Genomic DNA, 21855 nt, shown 5'->3' with positions numbered 1-21855 from the left:
TCATTTAAAATATCGGGGGGAAAATTTCCCGATTTAAAATAGAGAATCTAAAGGATTAGGAGCACTACTTTGTCTGTTTGGAAGAATATATCAAGTTTGAGTTCTTTACTTATTCTATTGAAGAGTCCGATGCTGTGTACCCCTGACATATGACATAGCAGATGAATAAGTGAAAGTGAGGGGAGAAGGTCGGTTCATATTGAGAGCATCGGAAGCGTAACACAAATCAAATCTCAGAAAGGAATGGATCTGCATGCTGAGCAACGGTATTAATCTACGGAAAATAGGGATGGTTTTCCTGATTTTTTCTCTTGTCTTCACCGGCATGGGGGCAAGCTTAGGAATACCCGTCAGCTATGCTGCTGAAGAAGAGACCTATTACGTCTCTAACAGTGGCGATGACACCACAGGTGATGGAACCCGAGATTTTCCTTTTGCTACATTGTATACAGCCTATCAAAAGATTGGTAGCGTTGGGACTATATACGTTCTGGACAATATCAACTTATTGGCCAGCACTACAAAAAAATACGATAAGAACAAGGTTGTTACGATCACCACAGCTCCTGGAGTCGCGGAGACTGCTATGATTCAGCGTGACCCGGCTGGAGATGGCACACTTTTAGATCTTAGTCTGGGCCAGCTTACATTAAAAAATATTATCATTGACGGCAGCTACCAAGGGGGGAAAATGGCCCAAGGTAGAATCATTAACGTCTATGATGCAAAACTGATCATAGAAGAAGGCACTGTTTTACGGAATAGTTATTCAAACTTTCCGGGAAGCGCAATCTATCTCGGTCAAAGTACAGCGGTCTTACAAATGACTGGTGGAGTAATTACAGGCAATAAGAATAATAGTACAGGTGCGGTCTATCTTGGTGCTGGTACATTCAATATGACCGGAGGCCAAATCACTAACAATAGTGGCGGAGGAGTCGATCTCCAGGCGGGGAAATTCGCTCTTTCCGGCGATGCAACTATTACAGGGAATACAATAGTAGTTTCGGGCCAACCAAAAGCACGAAACGTTAATCTACAAGGCAGTACGCTTCTTACGCTAAGCGGTGCGTTTACCGGAAAAGCGGGTATTACCGCGCAAAATCGTATGACTGCTGAGAGCAAGTTTGGACAAGCCGAGGCAGGGGATCTAGCGGGGCTGGAGAATCTGATTGCTGACGACAGTCCTCTTTTTGCAGTTTACGGTGCAAGTAATGCTTTGTTGTGGAAAGCACCACCGACAGTAACGTTTGAACAACCGTCCGGTGACAAGGTGTCCACTGGGAAACCAGAGTTCAAAGGAACGTCAACAGCGGGATCTAAGGTGACCGTTGAGATTAAAGACAAAGATGGCAATGTAGTAGATACTCCAACGGTAACAGTTGATACAGAAGGCAACTGGACCTTTACACCAACCCAAGATTTGATAGACGGTGAATACACAGTTGAGGTAACAGCTACGACAGACGAGGGCAAGTCAGCCAAAGCAACAAAGTCTATTACCGTAGATACAACACCAACCGAACCTGTCGTCGATAAATCGAAGCTGCAAGCAAAAGCGGACGAAATCAAAACCGAGAGCCTGAAGGCAGACGACTACACAAGCGAAAGCTGGGGAGAACTGCAAAACGCATTGCAAAAAGCGGAAGCCGTTCTGGCTGACCCAAATGCAACCCAACAAGAAGTAGACGAAGCGCTCTTGGCATTGACAAAGGCCAGAGAAGATTTGAAAAAACCAGGCGTACCTACGCAAGGGCCAGGCGGGGTGAGTGAAGGCTTACTCTCTTGGGTTGATGTAGAACGCAGTGCTGTGCTTTCGGGAAACCAAATCGACCAATTAACAGACTTGGCAGATCGCGGAGCATGGATGCCTAGCGGTGCTAGTACCAATGACAATGTGCCTAATGCTCTGAATTTTAACAGCGGAATCCAAATTGACTCAAATAAAGGGTATTATACTCGTTCTTCCATGGATTTTAATAATAATGCTACTACGGCTAGGGAAACATTCTCTGTCCAAGCAAGTGACAAATATATCGGTTTCCCATGGGAGTTTGGAGGAAAACATACAGCTGCAGTTGTTTATGGAGCTAATAATGGAAAATCCATAAGTTCATATTTCGGTAGAGACGAAGGTAGCTTGAGCGTAGACGTCGGTGATTACCAATTAAAAAATGGAGCGATGTTAAACATCTGGAGTGCACCAAATGATTGGGCGCTTTCGCTAAATGGGAAAGTATTACAGACGACAAATAGCAATACTCCCAACTTTGCATCTCCGATAACAAGCGGAAGTAAACCTTATTATTTTGGTGCAGGTCATAACAGTCGCTTTTACGGGAAGATGTCTGAAACGATTCTTTATAACCGTAAATTGACTGATGAAGACCGAAACAAAGTCAACAGTTACCTTGCTTTAAAATACGGATTGACATTGAAAGATGAAAATAATGCTCCGATTGATTATGTCGCTAGCGATGGCTCAACGATGTGGGCAGCTAGCAACAACACTGGCTACGGCAACCGCATCACAGGGATCGGTCGTGATGAAGTAGGTGCTTTGTATCAAAAGCAATCGAAATCTCAGGTTGACGGTGCCAATGTCACGCTTGCAATAGGAAATGCGATCCAAGAGACGAATGCCCAGAATACCTCGACGATTGCAGAAGATAAATCATTCTTTGTTTTTAGCGATAATGGTGGAGACGTTACATTCGTGACTCCAGTAACAAAAGATACAGAAAGTCTAAAACGTGTTGGACGCACCTATAAAGTAGAGAAAACGAATTGGCAAGATACAGACATTACGCTGCAAGTAGATAAAGTAGCAGGTGCTTCTGAATGGCCTTTGTATCTGGTTGTTAGTGGAGATGAGCAATTCGATCAGAACGATGCATTCCATCCACTAACAGATGGCAAAGTAACACTGAATAGTGCTGAATTTGCTAATGGCAATTATTTTACGATTGCCACAATTGTCCCCGTACCAACATCTGCTACAATTGAGGAAACAGTAGCGGATAGCAATAAAATAACGGTGACGTTTGATCGCGGAGTAGAGTTAACCGATTTAACTGGATTTACCATTACAGTTGATGGTACACCTGTAGAAAACGGTGGTCTAACTTTCAAAGTTGACGAAAACGATGCTACAAAGCTAGTGATCACCTTGCCAGCAGGTACGGATGTTTCCAATAAAGCAGTAAACATTTCCTATGATGGCTTGGGGAACTTAAAAGGTACAAACGGTGCTCCAGTAGATCCATTTAACAAAAATGTAGATTCTGGGGCGACACTTACGATTACTGAACCAAGTACCGATCGAGTCACTGTAACGAAACCAGAGTTCAAAGGAACGTCAACAGCGGGATCTAAGGTGACCGTTGAGATTAAAGACAAAGATGGCAATGTAGTAGATACTCCAGCAGTAACAGTTGATGCAGAAGGCAACTGGACGTTTACACCAACCCAAGATTTAAAAAATGGTGAATACACCGTTGAGGTAACAGCGACGACAGTGGACGGCAAGACAGCTAAAGCGACAAAGTCTATTACTGTAGATACAACACCAACCCAACCTGTCGTTGATAAATCGAAGCTGCAAGCCAAAGAGGAGCAAATTAAGAACGAAAACCTGAAGGCAGAAGATTACACACCGGAAAGCTGGGAAGAACTGCAAAAGGCATTGCAAAAAGCGGATGCGGTTCTGGCTGATCCAAACGCAACCCAACAAGAAGTAGACGAAGCGCTCTTGGCATTGACAAAAGCCAGAGAAGGTTTGAAAAACCCAGGTGTGCCTACGCCTACAGTCGACAAATCGAAGCTGCAAGCCAAAGAGGAGCAAATTAAGAACGAAAACCTGAAGGCAGAAGATTACACACCGGAAAGCTGGGAAGAACTGCAAAAGGCATTGCAAAAAGCGGATGCGGTTCTGGTTGATCCAAACGCAACCCAACAAGAAGTAGACGAAGCGCTCTCGGTATTAACAAAAGCCAGAGAAGGTCTGAAAAAACCAGGCGTGCCAACGCCTACAGTCGACAAGTCGAAGCTGCAAGCAAAGGCGGACGAAATTAAATCCGAGAATCTGAAGGCAGACGATTACACAACCGAAAGCTGGGAAGAACTTCAAAAGGCATTGCAAAAAGCGGAAGCGGTTCTGGTTGATCCAAATGCAACCCAAGAAGAAGTAGACGAAGCGCTCTCGGTATTAACAAAGGCCAGAGAAGGTTTGAAAAAACAAAGCGAGCCTACGCCTACAGTCGACAAATCGAAGCTGCAAGCAAAAGCGGACGAAATTAAATCCGAGAATCTGAAGGCAGACGATTACACAAGCGAGAGCTGGGAAGAACTGCAAAAGGCATTGCAAAAAGCGGATGCGGTTCTGGCTGACCCAAATGCAACCCAAGATGAAGTAGACGAAGCGCTCTCGGCATTGACAAAGGCCAGAAAAGGTTTGAAAAAACCAAGCGTACCAACGCCTACACCTACTGTCGACAAATCAAAACTGCAAGCAAAAGCGGACGAAATCCAATCCGAGAATCTTGAGGGTGAAGACTACACAAGCGAGAGCTGGGAAGAGCTGCAAAAAGCTTTGAGAAAAGCGGATGCAATACTGGCTGATCCAAATGCAACCCAAGAAGAAGTAGATAAAGCGTATTCGGCATTGAAAAAGGCCAGAGAAGGTTTGAAAAAACCAGACGAGCCAACGCCAACACCTACAGTCGACAAATCAAAGCTGCAAGCAAGAGTAGATGAAATCGACGATGAAGACTTGGATGAAGATGACTATACATCTTCCAGTTGGAGAAAACTCGAAAAAGCATTGAAGCGAGCAAATGACGTACTGGAAGATCCTGATGCAACCCAGGACGAGGTAGACGAAGCACTTGCTGAGCTTAAAAAAGCAAGAAGAGGTTTAGAATCTGTCGATAAACGAGACAGAGACCGGGAAAAAGAACGGAAAAAAGACCGGGACGGCACTAATCAAGTTCAAAACCCGTTCTTTACTGGAGGCAACTCCGGTAATGTAGAACCGAAGCCAAGTGAGCCTGTGAAAGAAGAAAACGACCAAACAGGCTACATGAACGGCTACCCAACCGGAAACTTCGATCCAAATCGCCAAGTGACCCGTGCAGAAATGGCCATGATCCTGGTAAACACAGGAATGGTTAAGACTACATCCGCAAGTGGAATGTTTATGGACGTAGCCGACCAACATTGGGCGGCAGATGCGATTAAAAGAGCGAATGCAGCAGGGCTGATGAATGGTTATTCGAATGGCACGTTCAATCCGGGAGGCGGAATCACGCGCGCGGAAATGGCGACCATTGTATACAAACATCTGGGGTTAAATGGAGACAGCATGCCGAACAACTTCTACGATGTACCAGCAGATCACTGGGCAACTCAGATTATCGCGGCAGTAAGTAAAGAAGGCTACATGTCCGGTTATCCAGATGGTACATTCCATCCCCAAAATACATTGACTCGAGCAGAAACGGTCACTATCATCAATCGTTTGCTGAACCATTCGCAGTTAAGTTCAGTAATAGGACAAAGCTGGCCGGATGTACCTCCAACCCATTGGGCGTACAAAGATATTGAAGCAGCAACCAAAAAGTAAAGGGAACTCTCTTTCCTAATCAAAGAAGACCGGAGTGCATATTTTATATGCTTCTCCGGTCTTTTTCGACTACGTTCATGACCCCTATGTATGAAGATTCATTCACATATACTGTAATTCGGGAAATTCCCTTGCAGGTAGGAATCCCACAGGTTATTGATAAATTCCATATTGATCTTGTTTTCAAACGCCTTGGAAATCAGACCCAAGTCGTCCGACGCATACCCTGCCAGCTCTGAATTCTGGGTTATTCGAAAAGTTTGCTTGAACACAAATTCCCTAATTTCTCTGATCACGGTATTTTCAGAGGGCGCAATTTTATCAACTTTTTTGTAACTAGAACTCCATGCCGTATCAAATTCAACAGTATCCCTAGCGTCTAATTCAGCGTCCCAATCAACATCTTTATTGAAGACATTCTCTAAAAAACGGTCATGACTGATTATCGAAAGTATCTCACTCGCTGTTTTCAACGAAACCCTACCCCCCTCCATAATATACTAATGGGAATTACTTTGAAGGACAATGGGATGTGCCTCAGTTTTTGCAAACAGTGCCTAGCACCGGAATCGACAGCCTATCGTGTAGATTAACCTACACCATCACTTTCTAACAGGGAATAAAAATTATATCGGTCTTCGTCATCAAATTGGCCAAGTGTCCGTATCCTAACAAATTCATGTCCGCCATACATGCCAATTTCTCAACGTATCTATGTGTAGACGCGATCATATTGCCATCCTGATTTAACTCCATGTACCCGTAACTGTTTGCTTCAGGCAGTTCACCGTAAAAGAGCGTATATCTGATTTTGATCACTTTATGCATGCAGATCCTCCTATACTGTCTTTCATATTGGCTATGAATATATACAGTATCCGCCATAAAATGTAACCTGATAAGGTTTCCGTGTGATAACGGCGGAAATTACCTCGCTTCGCATCCCCCAGTAGTTCAACATACCGTGCACAAGTGATGGAAAACACGACAGCTTTTTTTGTATTCTTTCTTTTAAAATTTCGACTTCAAGCTTTGTATTTTTAGCCGCCAATTGTTGAGGCACTTTTCGTTACCGAAGCCCAAAACGATCCTGAACTCTATCATAAGTTACGGAAAGTTTCTATGATCAATTGTGTTGAAGCCCCACCACTGTTTGGTGGAATGGGCTAGACAAAAGACTAAAGTTTCACCTTTTCATTGAACTCCACTTCTATTAGCTTCAGCCTTGAAAGAGAGATTAAAGAAGATATATTAGTGGTTATTTCCACCCTATATAGGAATTTTTAGGTGATCGTATGATCGAGTACGATAATATTTTCTATATTACATGGTACTATAAGGAGAAGTAAGAACTCGAAAGTACTTACGAATGTGAATTATGTTACGGACTTCTTTAATAAAACGTTAGGTGAGACTACTGTAAGCATTTTAAAAGCCATGGGGGTGGATGATAACTTTTATGATATCTATAAATCAAAAAGTTGAAGTTATACTACCAATTTTTTTGTCAATTCCATTTGACAAGGAGTTCGATGAAATCATTAATCAAGTTATTGATGAACTTGTATCTACAACTTTTTTATTTCCATTGGATGCTGAGCAATTGGAGACAAATGAAGTTAAAGTAAAGTTTAAGATGCTGAATGAAAATGATAGGAGAACAAGTTTGTTGCATACATCCTCTGTTCGAAAAAGAATTTTTATCTCAGCATATACTGATTTGCAGATTATTGATAAACCGATTGAGGAAATCGATGAGTGGAATGTCCCTTCCATTCATTTATGGAGTAAAGTTTCAGTTGACTATTTTATTAAACGCATTTATGACTTCATAATTAGTATAAATATTGCCCGGGTTGGGTATGTTCAGGTTGATCAAGGGCTGATTTTCATAGAGGATCAACTATATGATAGAACAGAGATGATGATTAGCGATTTCTATGAAGTGCTTTTATTTACAAAAAATACAAAATGGCCAGTTCTTGAAAACTTAGAAATCAACACTGTTTGGAATTGGGTTACAAAAAAAAATGGTTTTCTAGATGGGGTGGGTGGCACACCAGTTGAGAGGGCACTTTCAGCACTAACATATCTATTTGGTTCTAGTGGCCAATCTAATCAAGGAATGGATTTATTTTTTACAATGATAGCCTTAGAAGCACTTTATTGTTCGAGTAATAACGGAATTAAAGAACAATTACTGGAGAAATCCCAAGTTTTTCTAGGTGCCCAGAGTGAGTATAAGAAATTATTCAAAAGTATGTACGATTATAGATCAAAGTTTATACATGGAGGTTTGAATTTCCCTGGTAAATACCATCACTTTGATGCAAGTGACGATTTCGAGAAATTTGAAAAAGAATCCACTGATGTTATCTTTATGGCTAAATCAGTATTAATTGCGACACTACAACAATTATCTAAGCAAAATATGGATGAGCTTAAGTTTAAGTATACATTAGTGAAAAATTAATTATGGGAAAATTAACAAAATGTATATTAGTAGCGTCGCATGGTATGGTTCTTTGGTAAGCCGACAAAGCTTGACGATAACCTCTTAGGGTCGGTGAAGTAAGTCGTTCGTAGAGATTTGTATAACGAGAGGTTTCAGACCATAATAGCCGATATTTGGGGAAATTAAGGGGTTTTGGTTAGAGGGCAGTAGCTCGAAAAGATAACTTTCCTAGGATGATCTTAGGAAAGAGTCAGGATTGTTAGGGACTGGGGAAATAGCTTAATAAATCTGGGGTGTAATTTGGAGTCTCCACAATCAATCCGCCATATGACTGACTTATTTTCAATACCAATTTACGAACTTCATGAACAAGACGCTATGTGAAATTGGCGTAAAGGAGGAAAAGTATGTATAAGTATCTCAATGAAGTTCAACCAATTATATTCAACTACTTGGAGACAATTCCAAATGATGACTCAAAGGTATTCTATCAATCAAGATTATTTAAGTTTTTTGATGAATACATGTCAAAAGAGCATAATTTATTTCGACCACTTAATACTATAAATTTCTACGATATTAATACCTTTTTAGATGAATTAGAGTTCTCGAGCGCAGAAAAACTTAATTATTATAATGCATTTTCAGGATTCTTTAAGTTTGCCTATTTAACTGATAGGTTGCCAGTTGATGTTATGAAAGGTGTCAATAAACCAATCATAGAACTCAAGCCCAAACGTTACATTGCCGATCAAGACGTTAAAATAATCAAGAAATTTATATTTGGTACGGGTGAGCTTGAAGATAGATTTCTGCTAGCATTGTTCCTATTTACTGGATTGAGTCGAAAGTATATTGCCAATCTTACGCATTATAACTTTAGCCGGGGCAACTTATATACTTCATTATTCTTTGAAATTGGAGAAAGAACGCGATGTGTTCCATTGAACCAAGAACTTGTGAAAATTGTAAGTGAATACTTTGAGTCGCTAGCTATTATCAATCCCTATCAAAAGGTATTTAAACATGACGAGAATTATGTTAGCGAGAAGGTAAGTTCATTGAGTAAAAAAATTACTGGTAAACCATACACCCCGACAAGTTACTCCAATACCTTTATCAGAGAAGTATTAATTCAGAATAATGATATACTAACAGTAAGCCAGTTAACATTGGAGTCGATTTCAACAATTGCAAAGCATGTTAAGAATGACGATCAGGAAATAGTAAAGAAACAATTGGAAACAATTGAGAGATTGTTTAAGGATGTCGATAGCGTTACTTAACGCAGCAATTCATACTTTGTGCTGATACCCTAGGTTCGTAGAAGGATTTCAGCGAGGTGGGAAATGCGGTCCCTGAACTCGTTACGTTTGGGATTGTCGAATAATTCGAAAGAGGGTGTCCCAAAAGTCTTGAAATGACTGAGGGACACCCTTATTTAATTTAGGAAGCGAAGTGAAGGGACAAGACAAGAAGTAATACTAAACGGTCGAATTTATCTCTCTCCTGCCCAAAGATCATTTCAAAAATTCAGGCAAAAAGTAGGTAGGCCCAGGAAAGACCCATACTATAATGGAAATAACAACCATGCATGAGAAGCGATTTGAGGAGGCCAACTCGTGGGAAGATCATTCGCAAATTTGCATATCAAGTCAAAAAATCTTGAAAAGACTATCGCAACATTAAGAGAGCTAACCGAAGCGCACCCCGAAGTACTAGGCCAGTCAGAAGATAAGGCTCAAGCGATCAAAGTGGACATGTACGTAAGCAAAAGCAACGAGAACTGGATTAGCGTGCTCCACGATTATTTTGTATGGGGCACAGTGAAGAAAATCGGCAAAACATTGTCCCAGCTTACCAAGGAACCAGTGATGACGGTCGGATATATGAATGAGGAAATATTCGAGTTGTCGGTTTTCGGGAATGGAGCCATTCAAGCCGAAAGAATCTTTTGTGAACAGTGGACAAGGGATGAATATGGACTCAAAGAAGATCGTCTTCATGATGACTACCTGCGAGAAGCGTTAGATATCCGTAACGAGGATTTTGACGACTTCATCAGCATGACCAGTCCTTATCAAGCCGTTGATAAGCTGTCGGAACTCGTAAGAATGTCTTTATGGAGTGATGCAGAGTGGATACCACACGAAGAATCTCTCAGAGAACGGTTCGAGAAATATGAATTTTGAAGCTACATGAGCTGAGCTGTATAGGCACGCCTCCTTGTTTTCAATAAAGATGATGAAAAGTGGTGGTGAACCAGAAATGGCTAAGGACGTCTGGGACAACATCTTACAACATATCCAAACGATGTCACACCCGATTTTTTCTACAGTTAATCCCCCTGCTACAGCGGAAGAAATAAACCTCTTAGTATGAACGGCATATCAGGACAAATTTTTAAATATCACTCTGGTATGGGTTATCAAGAGGTGATTGCAGACTCATTTGAGGAGTTTTTCATTGAAATGTTAAAGAGGTTCCAAGCCAACCAATTTTCATTTACGGACGGTGTTATTTCGTTTGAGGATCATTACTTTGTTTGATCACCGAAGGGCTTGCCATAGGAGGATGTACGCGTGCGAAAAATATGGATGAGAAAGATTCTGATCAATAATCCTGTTGCGTTGGACCGGGTTCAGATCGAGCAGGACTTACGCGAAGGCAACCAAGTGATCGTCCAGTTCTCTCACCCGGAGTTTTATGGCTCCATTTTGGAGGAAGTCGATGAGCTATGCGCGCGTTTGGATGAAAACTTCGGAGTGCGTTTCTACGGGCACTATTCTCTCTCGTTCGATGGGCGTACTCTCCTGCGGATTCCCCATGTCAAGATGCTGCATCTCAATAGTCTTGCCCATGCGCATAACACGGAAGTATTGGCCACGCTGAAACATTTGCATAGTTTACACCTGGGTATATACGAGTTGGAGAATTCGGACATTTTGGGAATAGATACGCTGCGCTCTCTCAGAGATTTATCGATTCTCTCTGAGAAAAAAATTCTCAACCTGCAATATTTGAAAGAGTTCTCTCATCTGGAACAATTGCATGTCGGGGGTAAGGTGAAAGACCTGGATGCGGTAGGCGATCTAAAGGATTTGAATTATCTCGCGCTGCATTCGATCAGCAAATTACCGTTACATTTTGTTAACCGACTGAAAAAGCTGAAGCACCTTCGCATTTTGCTTGGAAGGCGAGAGCATATTCAGGAAATTGAGGAGAATGAAATCGACGACCTGGAGATTTCCAGAGTCCGCGGTTTTCATGACTTGTCCAATATTGCGAACTTCCGAGCACTAACGCGTCTTGTGATTGAAGATCAAATTCAACTGCGTGAAGTCAGCTTTGATCGGGAGATGAAGGCGTTGGAGGAGCTATCCATTTGGAATTGTAAAGGCTTGGCTCGTTTGACGGGAATGGAGCAATTGCCTTCGCTGCGCAAGCTCCGCATTTTAAAAACCGCCATCGATTTTGATACCTTTATCCATCAAAAACTTCCAAGTGCTTTATCTACAGTGGAATTTGTGACTACCAAAACAAAAGTAGACCAAGAAATACAAGAATCGTTAGTAAAGTTGGGTTATCAACAATGGAGCGGCTCCTGAAAAGGCTGCTTGCTCCCGGAATGAATCGAGTGTGAGGAGAGAGGGTGAAGCCCATGTATGACACGTATGCTTCGTCTTTTGCGGAGTTTTTGGAACGGTTGATGGACGAAGCGCAGATGAGGAAGTCTCGATTTGTAGGATACAGGAGGAGGCATTCATGTACATAGTATCGCAGCCAAAGCGGTTGTCCGATGGCCAAAACCAAGCGCTATCGAAGGAGGAAGCTGCTTTTTTTCCACCGGGATACTTCCGATTTTTACAGCAATTCGGTGAGGGGACTTACAGAGGATGGATGAATGTCAATTTGCCTGATACGGAGGTGCTTCAGCCTTTTGCCGAGTACGATTTATGGGAGCATGACGCAGACAGCCCGATTACGCAGCAGCAGATCGGTCAGTGTGTCGCGATAGGCACTACGGTGGACGGTGATTTTCTGGCCGTGCATCTACAGACCGCTCAACTGCTTTGGCTGCCGAGGCATGCTGAGCGATTGAAGGCGCTATCGCTACAAGGGCAGGAGCAGGAAGACGAAGAGATGTATGCTAGAGTGCTGGACGAAATCTATCGCCAAGTATACGGAAGTGACCAAGAGGGAGCGGTTTATTATGAGCCGTGGTCGGAGACGCGGAGTCACCTCTTTTTGCGCTTGCCCCCGGTGCAGGATGGAATATCGTTGCCGGAGCTGGCTGGCATGTGCCAAGAAGCCTTTCTCCCTGATTTGGTGCTTGAGAACGAATATCTTTGCAAGCTGTTTTACCAGCAGCTAGGCGGCTATGTAAGGTTTAATTATGCCAACAGGCAAGAGGTTGCCGTCATGTACGAAGAAGATGCTGAACAAACATTTGCTGTTATGAAACAATGGCTTCTATCAAAAGGATGCGAAGTGTAATTCAGAAACAAAGAGCAACACGTAGTGGTAATCACTCATGTTGCTCTTTGTTGTAAACTCGCAAGCTAGCGTTTTTCCTTAAGAGAATCTATCATATACACCCATCCAATCAGCCCACACAAAACAAATCCAAACGCATGCAGCGATCCGTAAATCGGAATGAAATCGTGTATGGTTAAAGAAAACATGCTTTTCAATATCGGATAGCAAATGGAAACGACGACAATGGTGTAAAAGCCCATGCAGGAAAGGACTAAAAAGAAGCTCGGCTTATTCTGCAATGAGCCTCTCCTTAAGTAAGCAAGCAGATAAGTAGTGTAAATCGCAATATTACAGGCGAACAAGGTAACGCCAATGTACTCAATCGGCTTCGAGAAAATAATCCCGATAGCAATCAGAATGGGGCCGATAATATCAATGGCAACGACCCAAGGATACCAGCTTTTCTTCGTCATGATCCGTCCCAATAGACCGATAAAAATCGGAACAATTGCTGATGAAAAATGAAAGTGTACTGAACTCAGGGCATGCGTCGCGGGTTTAGCCTGGAAGAGGTCAAATTGATACTGATAGAGAGTGAACCAAATGCCCCCGATAAAAAAGTAAACGAGCCCCGCGCCAATCGCGATTTCCTCTGTCCTTCCCTTGCGATTCACAATAACGGTCAGGCCATAGAGGCAGAGCAAGAATGTGAACAGTAGCCACCCGAGCGAGAGGGTCCCTGGTATGGCTGTGCTTCCCAGTCCCCATGTTTTGCTGCCCATTACAGAGGCTAAGGCGAGAAACGCTGCGGGAAATTGAAGCAGCTTTATAGCAGCATAAAGAACCCGTTGCTGTTTATTCTTTTCGTCATAGCGCAAAAGTAAAATCACTAGAGGTACAATGACGAAAGCTGCAAACATGAGGAATTTTTCGACAAGATTAAATGGAAAGTAATCCAGATAAAAGATAAGGATGGTTATGATCCCACCGGGAATCGCCGATATCAATGGTTTCATCGTATGCCCCCAGGAAGTTGTTCGAGATGTTCATATAAGTGGTTGCTTATAGTAGTGTAACACATTTTGTGAGGGCTATTCTGTTCACGAGATAACTTCGTTTCAGCCGTTATTTTTGTACCCGTCCTTCTACAAGGCATGTGCCGGGGAAGTAGTGAGTAAAATCATATGCAAATCAACAAAAGGAGCATGCTGCGGCGTACTCCTTTTTAAATCTTTTTGCCGATAAGTTCATGAAGCTGAGACTAGGTGGCGGCAAGTCATTGGAGGAGAGTGGTCTGGAAGTATTGAATGGCTACTTGTCAGGATTGTCCTATTAAATCGGAGCATATTAAAATCAAACGAATCGATAGGAGAGAGAGCAGCCATGCATGATAAGCAAATGACGGAGCCAGACCACACGGCGTTGCGGGTCGCGTTGTGGCGGGCCTTGCACTTACAGGTCGATTCACCGCCGCATGTGTTAGAAGACGAGATCGGTCTGCGACTGGCGGACCCGGAAGACGGATGGCGCCAACGCCCTGACATGGACCCCAAGAGCACCAGCGGATTTCGAGCATCTATTGTGGCTCGTGCTCGCTTTATTGAAGATTTGGTCACCGAACAGCTCGGGCAAGGCGTCACCCAGTACGTTATCCTCGGCGCTGGCCTCGACACCTTTGCTCAGCGCAGACCAGAGATCGCTTCTCGAATGCGGGTCTTCGAGGTCGACCAGCCAGGCACACAGGGCTGGAAGAAGCAACGCTTGAGCGAGCTGGGCTTTGACATCCCCGAGTGGCTGCGATTCGTACCCGTTGACTTCGAGGCAGGCGGATCTTGGTGGGAGCAACTAAAGACCGCTGGCTTTGACGCCAGACGACCGGCTGTGGTAGCATCCACTGGCGTCACCCAGTACCTCACCAAGGATGCGATTGTGGCTACGTTGCGCCAAGCAGCGACGCTTGCTCCAGGCTCCACGCTGGCTATGACGTTCCTGCTCCCCTTTAACTTCACAGAAACCAAGGAGCGTCCTGAGGTTGAAGAGGCGGAAAAGGGAGCACGAGCAAGCGGCACGCCTTTTATCAGCTTCTTCACACCGCCGGAGATGTTGGCACTGGCCCGCGAGGCTGGTTTCCGAGAAGTCCAGCATGTATCCTCGGCAGAACTTAACCAGCGCTACTTCACCGGACGCACCGATGGTCTTTCGCTGCCAAGCGGAGAAGAGTTCCTGATAGCCACTACATAGAGTCGAGACGGGGCTTATGAACCGGAACAGGTCTCTATTAAATAGAAAAACTTCATAGAACTCCATTTGATAAGCTACGGTATTCCTCAGATAACCGTAGCTTTTTTCATGACAACTGTATTTCTCTGCCCTATTCTATGTGGTAAATTATGGACAGATTCTATTTGGATGTCTAAGAAGAAAATGACTAGGAGAGTCAAATGAAAAAGGGCCATGTCCTACTATTACTAGGCTTAGTAGTAATCATCTTGTCCGGTGCACGCATTTTGTGGATGGAATCGTTTCGTGATCAACAAGCGGATATTAAAAATGGGCAATTCGATTTGCGTGATTGGAATGCAGAAGATGGCGACACTCTCTTGCTCGATGGAGAGTGGGAGTTTTATCCCTCTCAATGGTTGATGGATGGCAGACGGCAACAAGGAATAGAAGAGAAGGAGCCAGCGCTTATTCAGGTTCCGGGAAGATGGAATGAAGCTTTGCATGCAGACAAGTCAACTCCCTATGGATTTGGTTCTTATCGCTTGCGTCTGTATGTAAATCCGGAAAAGGACCTGAATTATAGTATTCGTGTACCCAGCGTGCGCACGGCATCGGAATTATACGTAAACGGCCGTTTGCTTGCGAAATCGGGGCGGGTGGGGGAATCGGAGGATGAATATATTGCGAAGAATCTGCCTTATTCTTCAACCTTTACGGCGGACGAAAATGGCGTAATCGATATCGTCATTCAGGCGGCAAATTATGTGGATGGTCGAAGCAGCGGCATTGTTCGATCCATTAAATTTGGTTCAGAAGAAGCCATTGCAAAGGAAATAAAAGTCTCCGTTTCTACGCAGCTTTTGGCAGCCATGATATTTCTTATACATTCTGCTTATGCGTTTATTTTATTTTTACTAGGAGATAAGAAAAAGAATCTGCTGTATTTTTCTTTGCTGACATTATGCATAGCGCTTACTAGCGTGTTAAGCAACGATGAGAAGTTGTTCCACCAATTATTTTATATCGGCATTGATTGGGATTTTCGGTTAGCGAATATTGCTCTCGTTATTGGCGCCTACGCTTTGTTGGAGTGTATGAATCATCGCGAACTCCCTTTTTGGAGCAGGATGTATCCTGTATACAGGGTGATGAATTTTGGGACTGCTGGCATTACGTTGTTTTTAGACCCTGATCAGGTGACGATGCTCTTTCCCGTTTATTTTGGATTGGGCGGTATTGCTGCAGTGATCACGTTGATTTCCATCTTTAAAAAATTGATCAAAGACATCATGAGCAATCTTTTACTGCTTTTTTCTTTTCTTGCGTTGCTTCACCATTTTATTTGGTCGTTAATTTGGCGGGAGAGTGGGTTGAGTCTTGTCTACTATCCGTTTGATCTGATTATTTCGATGGGTTGCTTAGCCACTGTATGGTTTAAGGGCTATTTCATCATGCATGCCAACACAAAAGAAATCGCTGCAACCTTGCAAAGAATGAATGACCATAAGGATCAATTTCTGGCCAACACTTCACATGAATTTAAAAATCCGCTACATAGCATTCTGAACATGTCACAATCCGTTTTAAACAGGGAACGACATTTGTTGCAGGAAAGGAGTATCAAAGAGCTTGAAACGGTTTTATCTGTAGGGCGACGGCTGACATTGATATTAAATGATTTGATCGATGTAATGAGTTTACAGGAAGGCAACCCGCGCCTACAGAAAAAAGTCATATGGATTCAGCCCATCGTGACCGGGGTACTTGATATGCTGCAATTTAACACAGAAGTAAAGCCTGTAAAAATCGTAAATCAAATCCCTGAAGATTTTCCTCCCGTACACGCGGATGAGAATCGGGTAATTCAAATCGTTTTCAACTTACTTCACAATGCTGTGAAATATACGAGTGAAGGGATTATTTCGATTCAATCTTTTGCCAAGGACGGAAGAGCTTTTATTGTGATTCATGATACAGGGATTGGAATGGATGAAGACATGCAAAAGCGCCTATTCCGTCCTTATGAGCAAGCCAGCACGAGTGAGACCATGATTGAAGGTGGCTTTGGGTTAGGTCTACGAATAAGCAAGCAACTGGTTGAGCTTCATGGAGGGACGTTGGATGTATCCTCTGTTTTAGGGGAGGGCTCAACATTTACCTTTTCGTTAAAGCTGGCACAGATGGAAGCGGAGGAAGAGGTGGCTGTTTCTCGCTCATTCGAACCGATAGTCGTACAACCTATGCCGATTCAGGAAAAAGTGGAGATTCATTCAGCTACGAAACTAACAACTTTATTAGAAGTGAATCGCGATCATCCGCGCCTATTAATTGTGGATGATGACCCAGTTAACCTTCAGGTGCTGGAAGCCATACTACCTCCAGACGAATATGATGTAACAATGGTGACGAGTGGAAAAGAGGCGTTGGCCCTACTGGATACAAAGGAATGGGATCTCGTCATCTCCGATATTATGATGCCGCAGATGTCCGGATATGAGCTAACACGAATGATTCGTGAGCGATTTACATTCACGGAACTCCCTGTTTTGCTTCTTACCGCAAGAAGCCAACCAAATGATATTCAAAGTGGTTTTTTAGCGGGAGCAAACGATTACGTGACCAAACCAGTGGAAGGAATGGAAATTAAATCACGGATTAAGGCGCTAACTACGATTAAACAATCCGTCCGGGAGCAACTGCGATTAGAAGCTGCATGGCTGCAAGCGCAAATCCAGCCTCATTTTTTATTTAATGCGTTGAGCGCTGTAACGGCTTTAAGTGACATCAATTTGGACAAGATGCGTGATTTACTGTATGAGTTCAGCAATTTTTTGAGGAATAAATTCAAATTTGAAGATATGGACGGGCTTGTTCCGATCGAAACGGAGCTAAGTCTGGTGCGCTCTTACCTATATATTGAAAAGGTTCGGTTTGAAGAAAGGCTACAAGTTGTTTGGGAGATAGATGACTGTGAGGATATAAAGATTCCCTTTCTCACGATCCAGCCTCTCGTAGAAAATGCGATCATACATGGTGTGATGAACCGTATTCGTGGGGGAGAAATTAAGATTCGGATTTCCGTCCAGAAAACGCATGCTGAAATAACCGTTGAAGATGATGGGGTCGGAATGGACAAAGATCAAGTACAACGACTTTTAGAAAGAAAAGCTGATAGCAGTTCAGGAGTAGGATTGATTAATACAGATCAGCGATTAAAACGGCACTTCGGAACAGGTCTGCATATCGAAAGTACGCTAGGTACAGGGACAAAGATAACTTTTCATGTACGTAACAAGTTGAATAGCAAGAAATTGAGTGAAAAACACCCCGGTTCCTTATCTTAGGACCGGGGTTTGTTGTTTTCCAATGATTAGTAAAACTTATGATGACAATAACGAATTCCAATTGCTCGGGTTCTACTCACTGTGGTAGCTTAAAGTGAATAATCATATAAGATTACTCGGAATTAATTTTTTCTCGTGTGAGGTGTATATCGTTGGTACTTAAGGTAACAGACAGTCCTTTCAGTCAGGAACAAGTAGAGCTCCTAAATCGGTTGCTGCCTACGCTTTCGGAGGTGCAAAAGGTTTGGCTGAGCGGGTTTCTTGCAGCTCTTCACAAAGTGGAAGCACCGATGGCCGCTGGGTTTCAAGCCGCTTCAACTGCGAATGGTCCAGTCATTTCCAAAGAGGTGACAGTGCTTTTCGGATCTCAATCCGGGAACAGCCAAAAGTTGGCGAAGGTTTTGACCGGAAAGCTTCAGGAGCACGGTTTCCACGTAACGCTTTCCTCCATGAGCGACTTCAAGACGAATGCGTTGAAAAAGGTTGAAAACCTGCTTGTTGTGGTAAGCACACACGGGGATGGTGAACCACCGGACAATGCCCTTTCTTTCCATGAATTCCTGCACAGCAAAAGAGCGCCGCAATTGGTGGGCCTGCGTTTTTCCGTGCTGGCATTGGGCGATACCTCCTATGAATTGTTCTGCCAAACTGGCAAAGAGTTCGATAAGCGGTTAGAAGAGCTCGGTGGCAAGCGTCTTACTCCTCGAGTCGATTGCGATGTGGATTACGAGGAGCAAGCCTCTGAATGGATGAATCAGGTCTTGGCCTCTCTCAGTGAAACGTCGGTAACCCAGGTTGCTGCTGCAAGCGCAGTGATCGGGACTGGGACACAGACCGAATATTCACGGTCGAATCCGTTTCAGGCTGTGGTCTTGGAGAACTTGAATCTGAACGGACGGGGAGCAGATAAAGAAACCCGCCACCTGGAAATCTCCCTTGAGGGTTCCAATCTCGAGTATGAACCGGGTGACTGTTTGGGGGTCTACCCTAAAAATCATCCTGACCTTGTCCGTGAGCTGATTGACGCGATGGGCTGGAAGCCGGAAGAGCTCGTTCCCATTCATAAAAACGGGGAAGAGCGCACGTTGGAAGAGGCCTTGTCCAGTCATTTTGAAATCACGGTTCTCACCAAGCCTCTCTTGGAACAAGCAGTAAAGCTATCATCAGGAAACGGGTTGCAGGAATTGCTTACGGAAGGACGGGAGCAAGAGCTTCGTGATTATGTCCGGAATCGGGATTTGCTGGACCTGGTAGAGGACTACGATTTGAAGGGTGTACCTGCCAAAGAATTTGTCTCCATCCTTAGAAAGCTGCCGCCGCGTCTCTATTCGATCTCAAGCAGTTTGAAGTCCTACCCGGACGAAGTTCATCTGACAATTCGCAATGTTCACTATCAGGCTCATGGGCGTGAGCGGTACGGCGTTTGTTCGAACTATATCGCGGATCGTTTGGAAACGGGTGATACCCTGCCAGTATTTGTGCAGCATAACCCCAACTTTAAGCTCCCGGCTAACCCGGACATTCCGTTGATCATGATTGGTCCCGGCACGGGCGTCGCTCCATTCCGCGCCTTCCTGGGAGAACGGGAGGAGCTTGGGGCGACCGGCAAGACATGGCTTTTCTTTGGCGATCAGCATTTCTCCACGGACTTTCTGTATCAGCTCGAATGGCAGCGTTGGCTCAAACAGGGTGTACTGACGCATATGGATGTCGCGTTCTCTCGAGATACAAGCGAAAAAGTATATGTTCAGCACCGGATGCTTGAGAAGAGCAAGGAGTTGTACCAATGGCTACAGGCTGGGGCTCACGTATACGTATGCGGAGACGAGAAGAAGATGGCGCATGATGTTCACGCAGCCCTGGTCACCATTCTCCAACAAGAGGGTGGACTTGATTCAGAGGAAGCGGTTGCGTATTTGAAACGGATGCAGCAGGAAAAACGATATCAGCGAGATGTCTACTGAGTGTTGAGAAAGAATGAGAGGGGAGATCGAAACCATGTCAGAAAATCATTTGCTTTCGCCAAACAGTGCTCCTCACAGTGATGTAGAGGACATTAAACGCAAAAGCGATTACTTGCGGGGAAGTCTGACGGAAACGCTGGAAGACAGGATTTCTGGGTCCATCCCTGAGGATGATAACCGCTTGATGAAATTTCATGGCAGCTACATGCAGGATGACCGGGATCTTCGCAATGAACGGAGCAAACAGAAGCTGGAGCCAGCCTATCAATTCATGGTGCGTGTGCGTGCCGCTGGCGGCGTTGTCACACCAGAGCAATGGCTCATGATGGACGATATCGCCCAGCAGTTTGCCAATGGAACGATTCGCCTGACAACTCGTCAGTCTTTCCAACTGCATGGTGTGATTAAGTGGAATATGAAGCAAGTGATTCAAGAGGTAAACGAAGCCTTGTTAAGTACACTGGCTGCTTGTGGGGACGTCAACCGCAACGTCATGTGCAATCCGAATCCGTACGAGTCGGAAGTTCATCAAGAGGTTTACGAATGGGCCAAAAAAATAAGCAATCATCTCGACCCTCGGACCCGCGCCTATCATGAAATCTGGCTGGATGAAGAAAAGGTTGTCGACAGTCGGGATGGGGTAGAGCAAGAACCGATCTATGGGCCTGTCTATTTACCGCGCAAGTTTAAGATCGGCATCGCCGTACCGCCTGCCAACGATGTTGACGTTTTTTCTCAGGATTTGGGCTTTATCGCCATTCATGAGGAAGGTCGACTGCTGGGCTTCAACGTTGCGGTCGGGGGCGGGATGGGAATGACCCACGGCGACCCCAAAACATATCCGCAGGTGGCGCGGGTGATCGGGTTCGTCACACCAGAGCAAGTATTGGATGTCGCTGAGAAAACGGTCATGATTCAGAGAGACTACGGAGATCGCGCGGTTCGGAAGCATGCTCGGTTCAAATATACGATCGACGACCGCGGTATCGAATGGTTTATCCATGAACTGGAGCAACGACTGGGATGGGAGCTGGAGCAGGCACGCGCCTATCACTTCGAGCATAATGGCGACCGCTACGGCTGGGTGAAAGGGAGTGACGATAACTGGCATTTTACCCTTTTCATTCAGAATGGACGTGTAAAAGACGAGGACAACTACCTGCTGAAGTCCGGTCTGCGGGAGATTGCCAAGGTGCATACAGGGGATTTCCGCCTGACGCCGAATCAGAATCTCCTCATTGGAAATGTCACCAGCGAAAAGAAGCCGGAAATTGAACAGATCATTCAAGCATACGGGCTCACCGATGGAGCGACCTATTCTGCACTGCGGAGGAACTCCATGGCTTGTGTTTCGTTGCCGACTTGCGGACTCGCGATGGCTGAGGCAGAGCGTTATTTGCCTACACTGTTGGATGAGATCGAGCTGATCTTGGATGAGGCGGGTTTGCGCGATGAGGAGATCGTGATTCGCATGACAGGATGCCCAAATGGATGCGCAAGACCTGCACTGGCGGAAATCTCTTTTATTGGGAAGGCTGTCGGTAAATACAACATGTATTTGGGCGGCGGTTTCTCCGGTAATCGATTGAACAAGCTGTATCGCGAAAACATCGGGGAAGCAGAAATACTGAATGAACTGCGACCAATCTTAAATCGGTATGCGAAGGAACGTGAGGAGGGCGAACACTTCGGAGATTTCGTCATTCGGGCAGGGTATGTGAAAGAAGTCAGATCGGGACTCGATTTTCATGAGTAGTGAGGCATAGT

The 21855-nt window shown here is 44.4% G+C and carries 12 protein-coding genes and 1 pseudogene; 10 read left to right on the top strand and 3 right to left on the bottom strand.

Features of this window, described 5'->3' with window-relative positions:
- Positions 1-253: 253 nt before the first annotated feature.
- Positions 254-5623 carry a DUF8202 domain-containing protein gene (locus ASG16_RS05735; RefSeq protein WP_111914377.1) on the top strand — a complete coding sequence of 1790 codons (5370 nt, stop codon included), beginning with the start codon at positions 254-256 and terminating at the stop codon, positions 5621-5623.
- A gap of 98 nt (positions 5624-5721) precedes the next feature.
- Here ASG16_RS05735 and ASG16_RS05730 read toward each other — a convergent pair whose 3' ends face one another.
- Together ASG16_RS05730 and ASG16_RS05725 are read right to left on the bottom strand one after the other, a co-directional pair.
- Positions 5722-6096: an immunity protein PIM1 family protein gene (locus ASG16_RS05730; RefSeq protein WP_056488874.1), complete on the bottom strand. Its 375-nt coding sequence runs from the start codon at positions 6094-6096 to the stop codon at positions 5722-5724.
- Between the two features lie 116 nt (positions 6097-6212).
- Positions 6213-6451, bottom strand: a pseudogene (locus ASG16_RS05725) (hypothetical protein).
- A gap of 631 nt (positions 6452-7082) precedes the next feature.
- On the opposite strand from ASG16_RS05725, the gene ASG16_RS05720 reads away from it, so the two are divergent.
- From ASG16_RS05720 to ASG16_RS05700, 5 genes are all read left to right on the top strand, one after another.
- Positions 7083-8096 (top strand): HEPN domain-containing protein, encoded by a 1014-nt coding sequence (locus ASG16_RS05720; protein ID WP_056488876.1) that lies wholly within the window; start codon positions 7083-7085, stop codon positions 8094-8096.
- Between the two features lie 389 nt (positions 8097-8485).
- The gene (locus ASG16_RS05715) at positions 8486-9364 is read left to right on the top strand and encodes a site-specific integrase (protein ID WP_056488878.1); all 879 of its coding nucleotides are present in this window, start codon (positions 8486-8488) and stop codon (positions 9362-9364) included.
- A gap of 336 nt (positions 9365-9700) precedes the next feature.
- On the top strand, positions 9701-10270 hold the full coding sequence (locus ASG16_RS05710; protein ID WP_056488879.1) for a hypothetical protein: 570 nt from the start codon (positions 9701-9703) through the stop codon (positions 10268-10270).
- A gap of 390 nt (positions 10271-10660) precedes the next feature.
- Complete coding sequence (locus tag ASG16_RS05705; RefSeq protein WP_056488881.1) at positions 10661-11686, top strand: leucine-rich repeat domain-containing protein; 1026 nt, start codon at positions 10661-10663, stop codon at positions 11684-11686.
- Between the two features lie 157 nt (positions 11687-11843).
- Complete coding sequence (locus tag ASG16_RS05700; RefSeq protein WP_056488883.1) at positions 11844-12575, top strand: hypothetical protein; 732 nt, start codon at positions 11844-11846, stop codon at positions 12573-12575.
- Between the two features lie 65 nt (positions 12576-12640).
- On the opposite strand, the gene ASG16_RS05695 is transcribed toward ASG16_RS05700, so the two are convergent.
- On the bottom strand, positions 12641-13573 hold the full coding sequence (locus ASG16_RS05695; protein ID WP_056488884.1) for a YndJ family transporter: 933 nt from the start codon (positions 13571-13573) through the stop codon (positions 12641-12643).
- Positions 13574-13940: 367 nt separating this feature from the next.
- Between ASG16_RS05695 and ASG16_RS05690 the strand changes: the two genes are divergently transcribed.
- From ASG16_RS05690 to cysI, 4 genes are all read left to right on the top strand, one after another.
- A complete protein-coding gene (locus ASG16_RS05690; protein ID WP_056488885.1) occupies positions 13941-14798 on the top strand; it encodes a class I SAM-dependent methyltransferase in 858 nt (285 codons plus the stop codon).
- Between the two features lie 200 nt (positions 14799-14998).
- Positions 14999-18124: a hybrid sensor histidine kinase/response regulator gene (locus ASG16_RS05685; RefSeq protein WP_056488886.1), complete on the top strand. Its 3126-nt coding sequence runs from the start codon at positions 14999-15001 to the stop codon at positions 18122-18124.
- A gap of 152 nt (positions 18125-18276) precedes the next feature.
- Positions 18277-20088, top strand: coding sequence for an assimilatory sulfite reductase (NADPH) flavoprotein subunit (locus tag ASG16_RS05680; protein WP_056488887.1), 1812 nt, complete (start codon positions 18277-18279; stop codon positions 20086-20088).
- A 34-nt stretch (positions 20089-20122) separates the two neighbouring features.
- The gene (gene cysI / locus ASG16_RS05675; RefSeq protein WP_056488888.1) at positions 20123-21844 is read left to right on the top strand and encodes an assimilatory sulfite reductase (NADPH) hemoprotein subunit; all 1722 of its coding nucleotides are present in this window, start codon (positions 20123-20125) and stop codon (positions 21842-21844) included.
- Positions 21845-21855 lie beyond the last annotated feature (11 nt).

This window comes from Brevibacillus sp. Leaf182, from assembly GCF_001423865.2.
Classification (GTDB): domain Bacteria; phylum Bacillota; class Bacilli; order Brevibacillales; family Brevibacillaceae; genus Brevibacillus; species Brevibacillus brevis_C.
The sequence above is the reverse complement of the archived record's forward strand: the minus strand, read 5'-3'. Positions and strand labels throughout refer to the sequence as shown.

Coding starts and splice junctions, on each gene's coding strand:
- ASG16_RS05735 (WP_111914377.1), top strand. CDS start 254: ATGCTGAGCAACGGTATTAATCTACGGAAAATAGGGATGGTTTTCCTG.
- ASG16_RS05720 (WP_056488876.1), top strand. CDS start 7,083: ATGATATCTATAAATCAAAAAGTTGAAGTTATACTACCAATTTTTTTG.
- ASG16_RS05715 (WP_056488878.1), top strand. CDS start 8,486: ATGTATAAGTATCTCAATGAAGTTCAACCAATTATATTCAACTACTTG.
- ASG16_RS05700 (WP_056488883.1), top strand. CDS start 11,844: ATGTACATAGTATCGCAGCCAAAGCGGTTGTCCGATGGCCAAAACCAA.
- ASG16_RS05695 (WP_056488884.1), bottom strand. CDS start 13,573: ATGAAACCATTGATATCGGCGATTCCCGGTGGGATCATAACCATCCTT.
- ASG16_RS05690 (WP_056488885.1), top strand. CDS start 13,941: ATGCATGATAAGCAAATGACGGAGCCAGACCACACGGCGTTGCGGGTC.
- ASG16_RS05685 (WP_056488886.1), top strand. CDS start 14,999: ATGAAAAAGGGCCATGTCCTACTATTACTAGGCTTAGTAGTAATCATC.
- cysI (WP_056488888.1), top strand. CDS start 20,123: ATGTCAGAAAATCATTTGCTTTCGCCAAACAGTGCTCCTCACAGTGAT.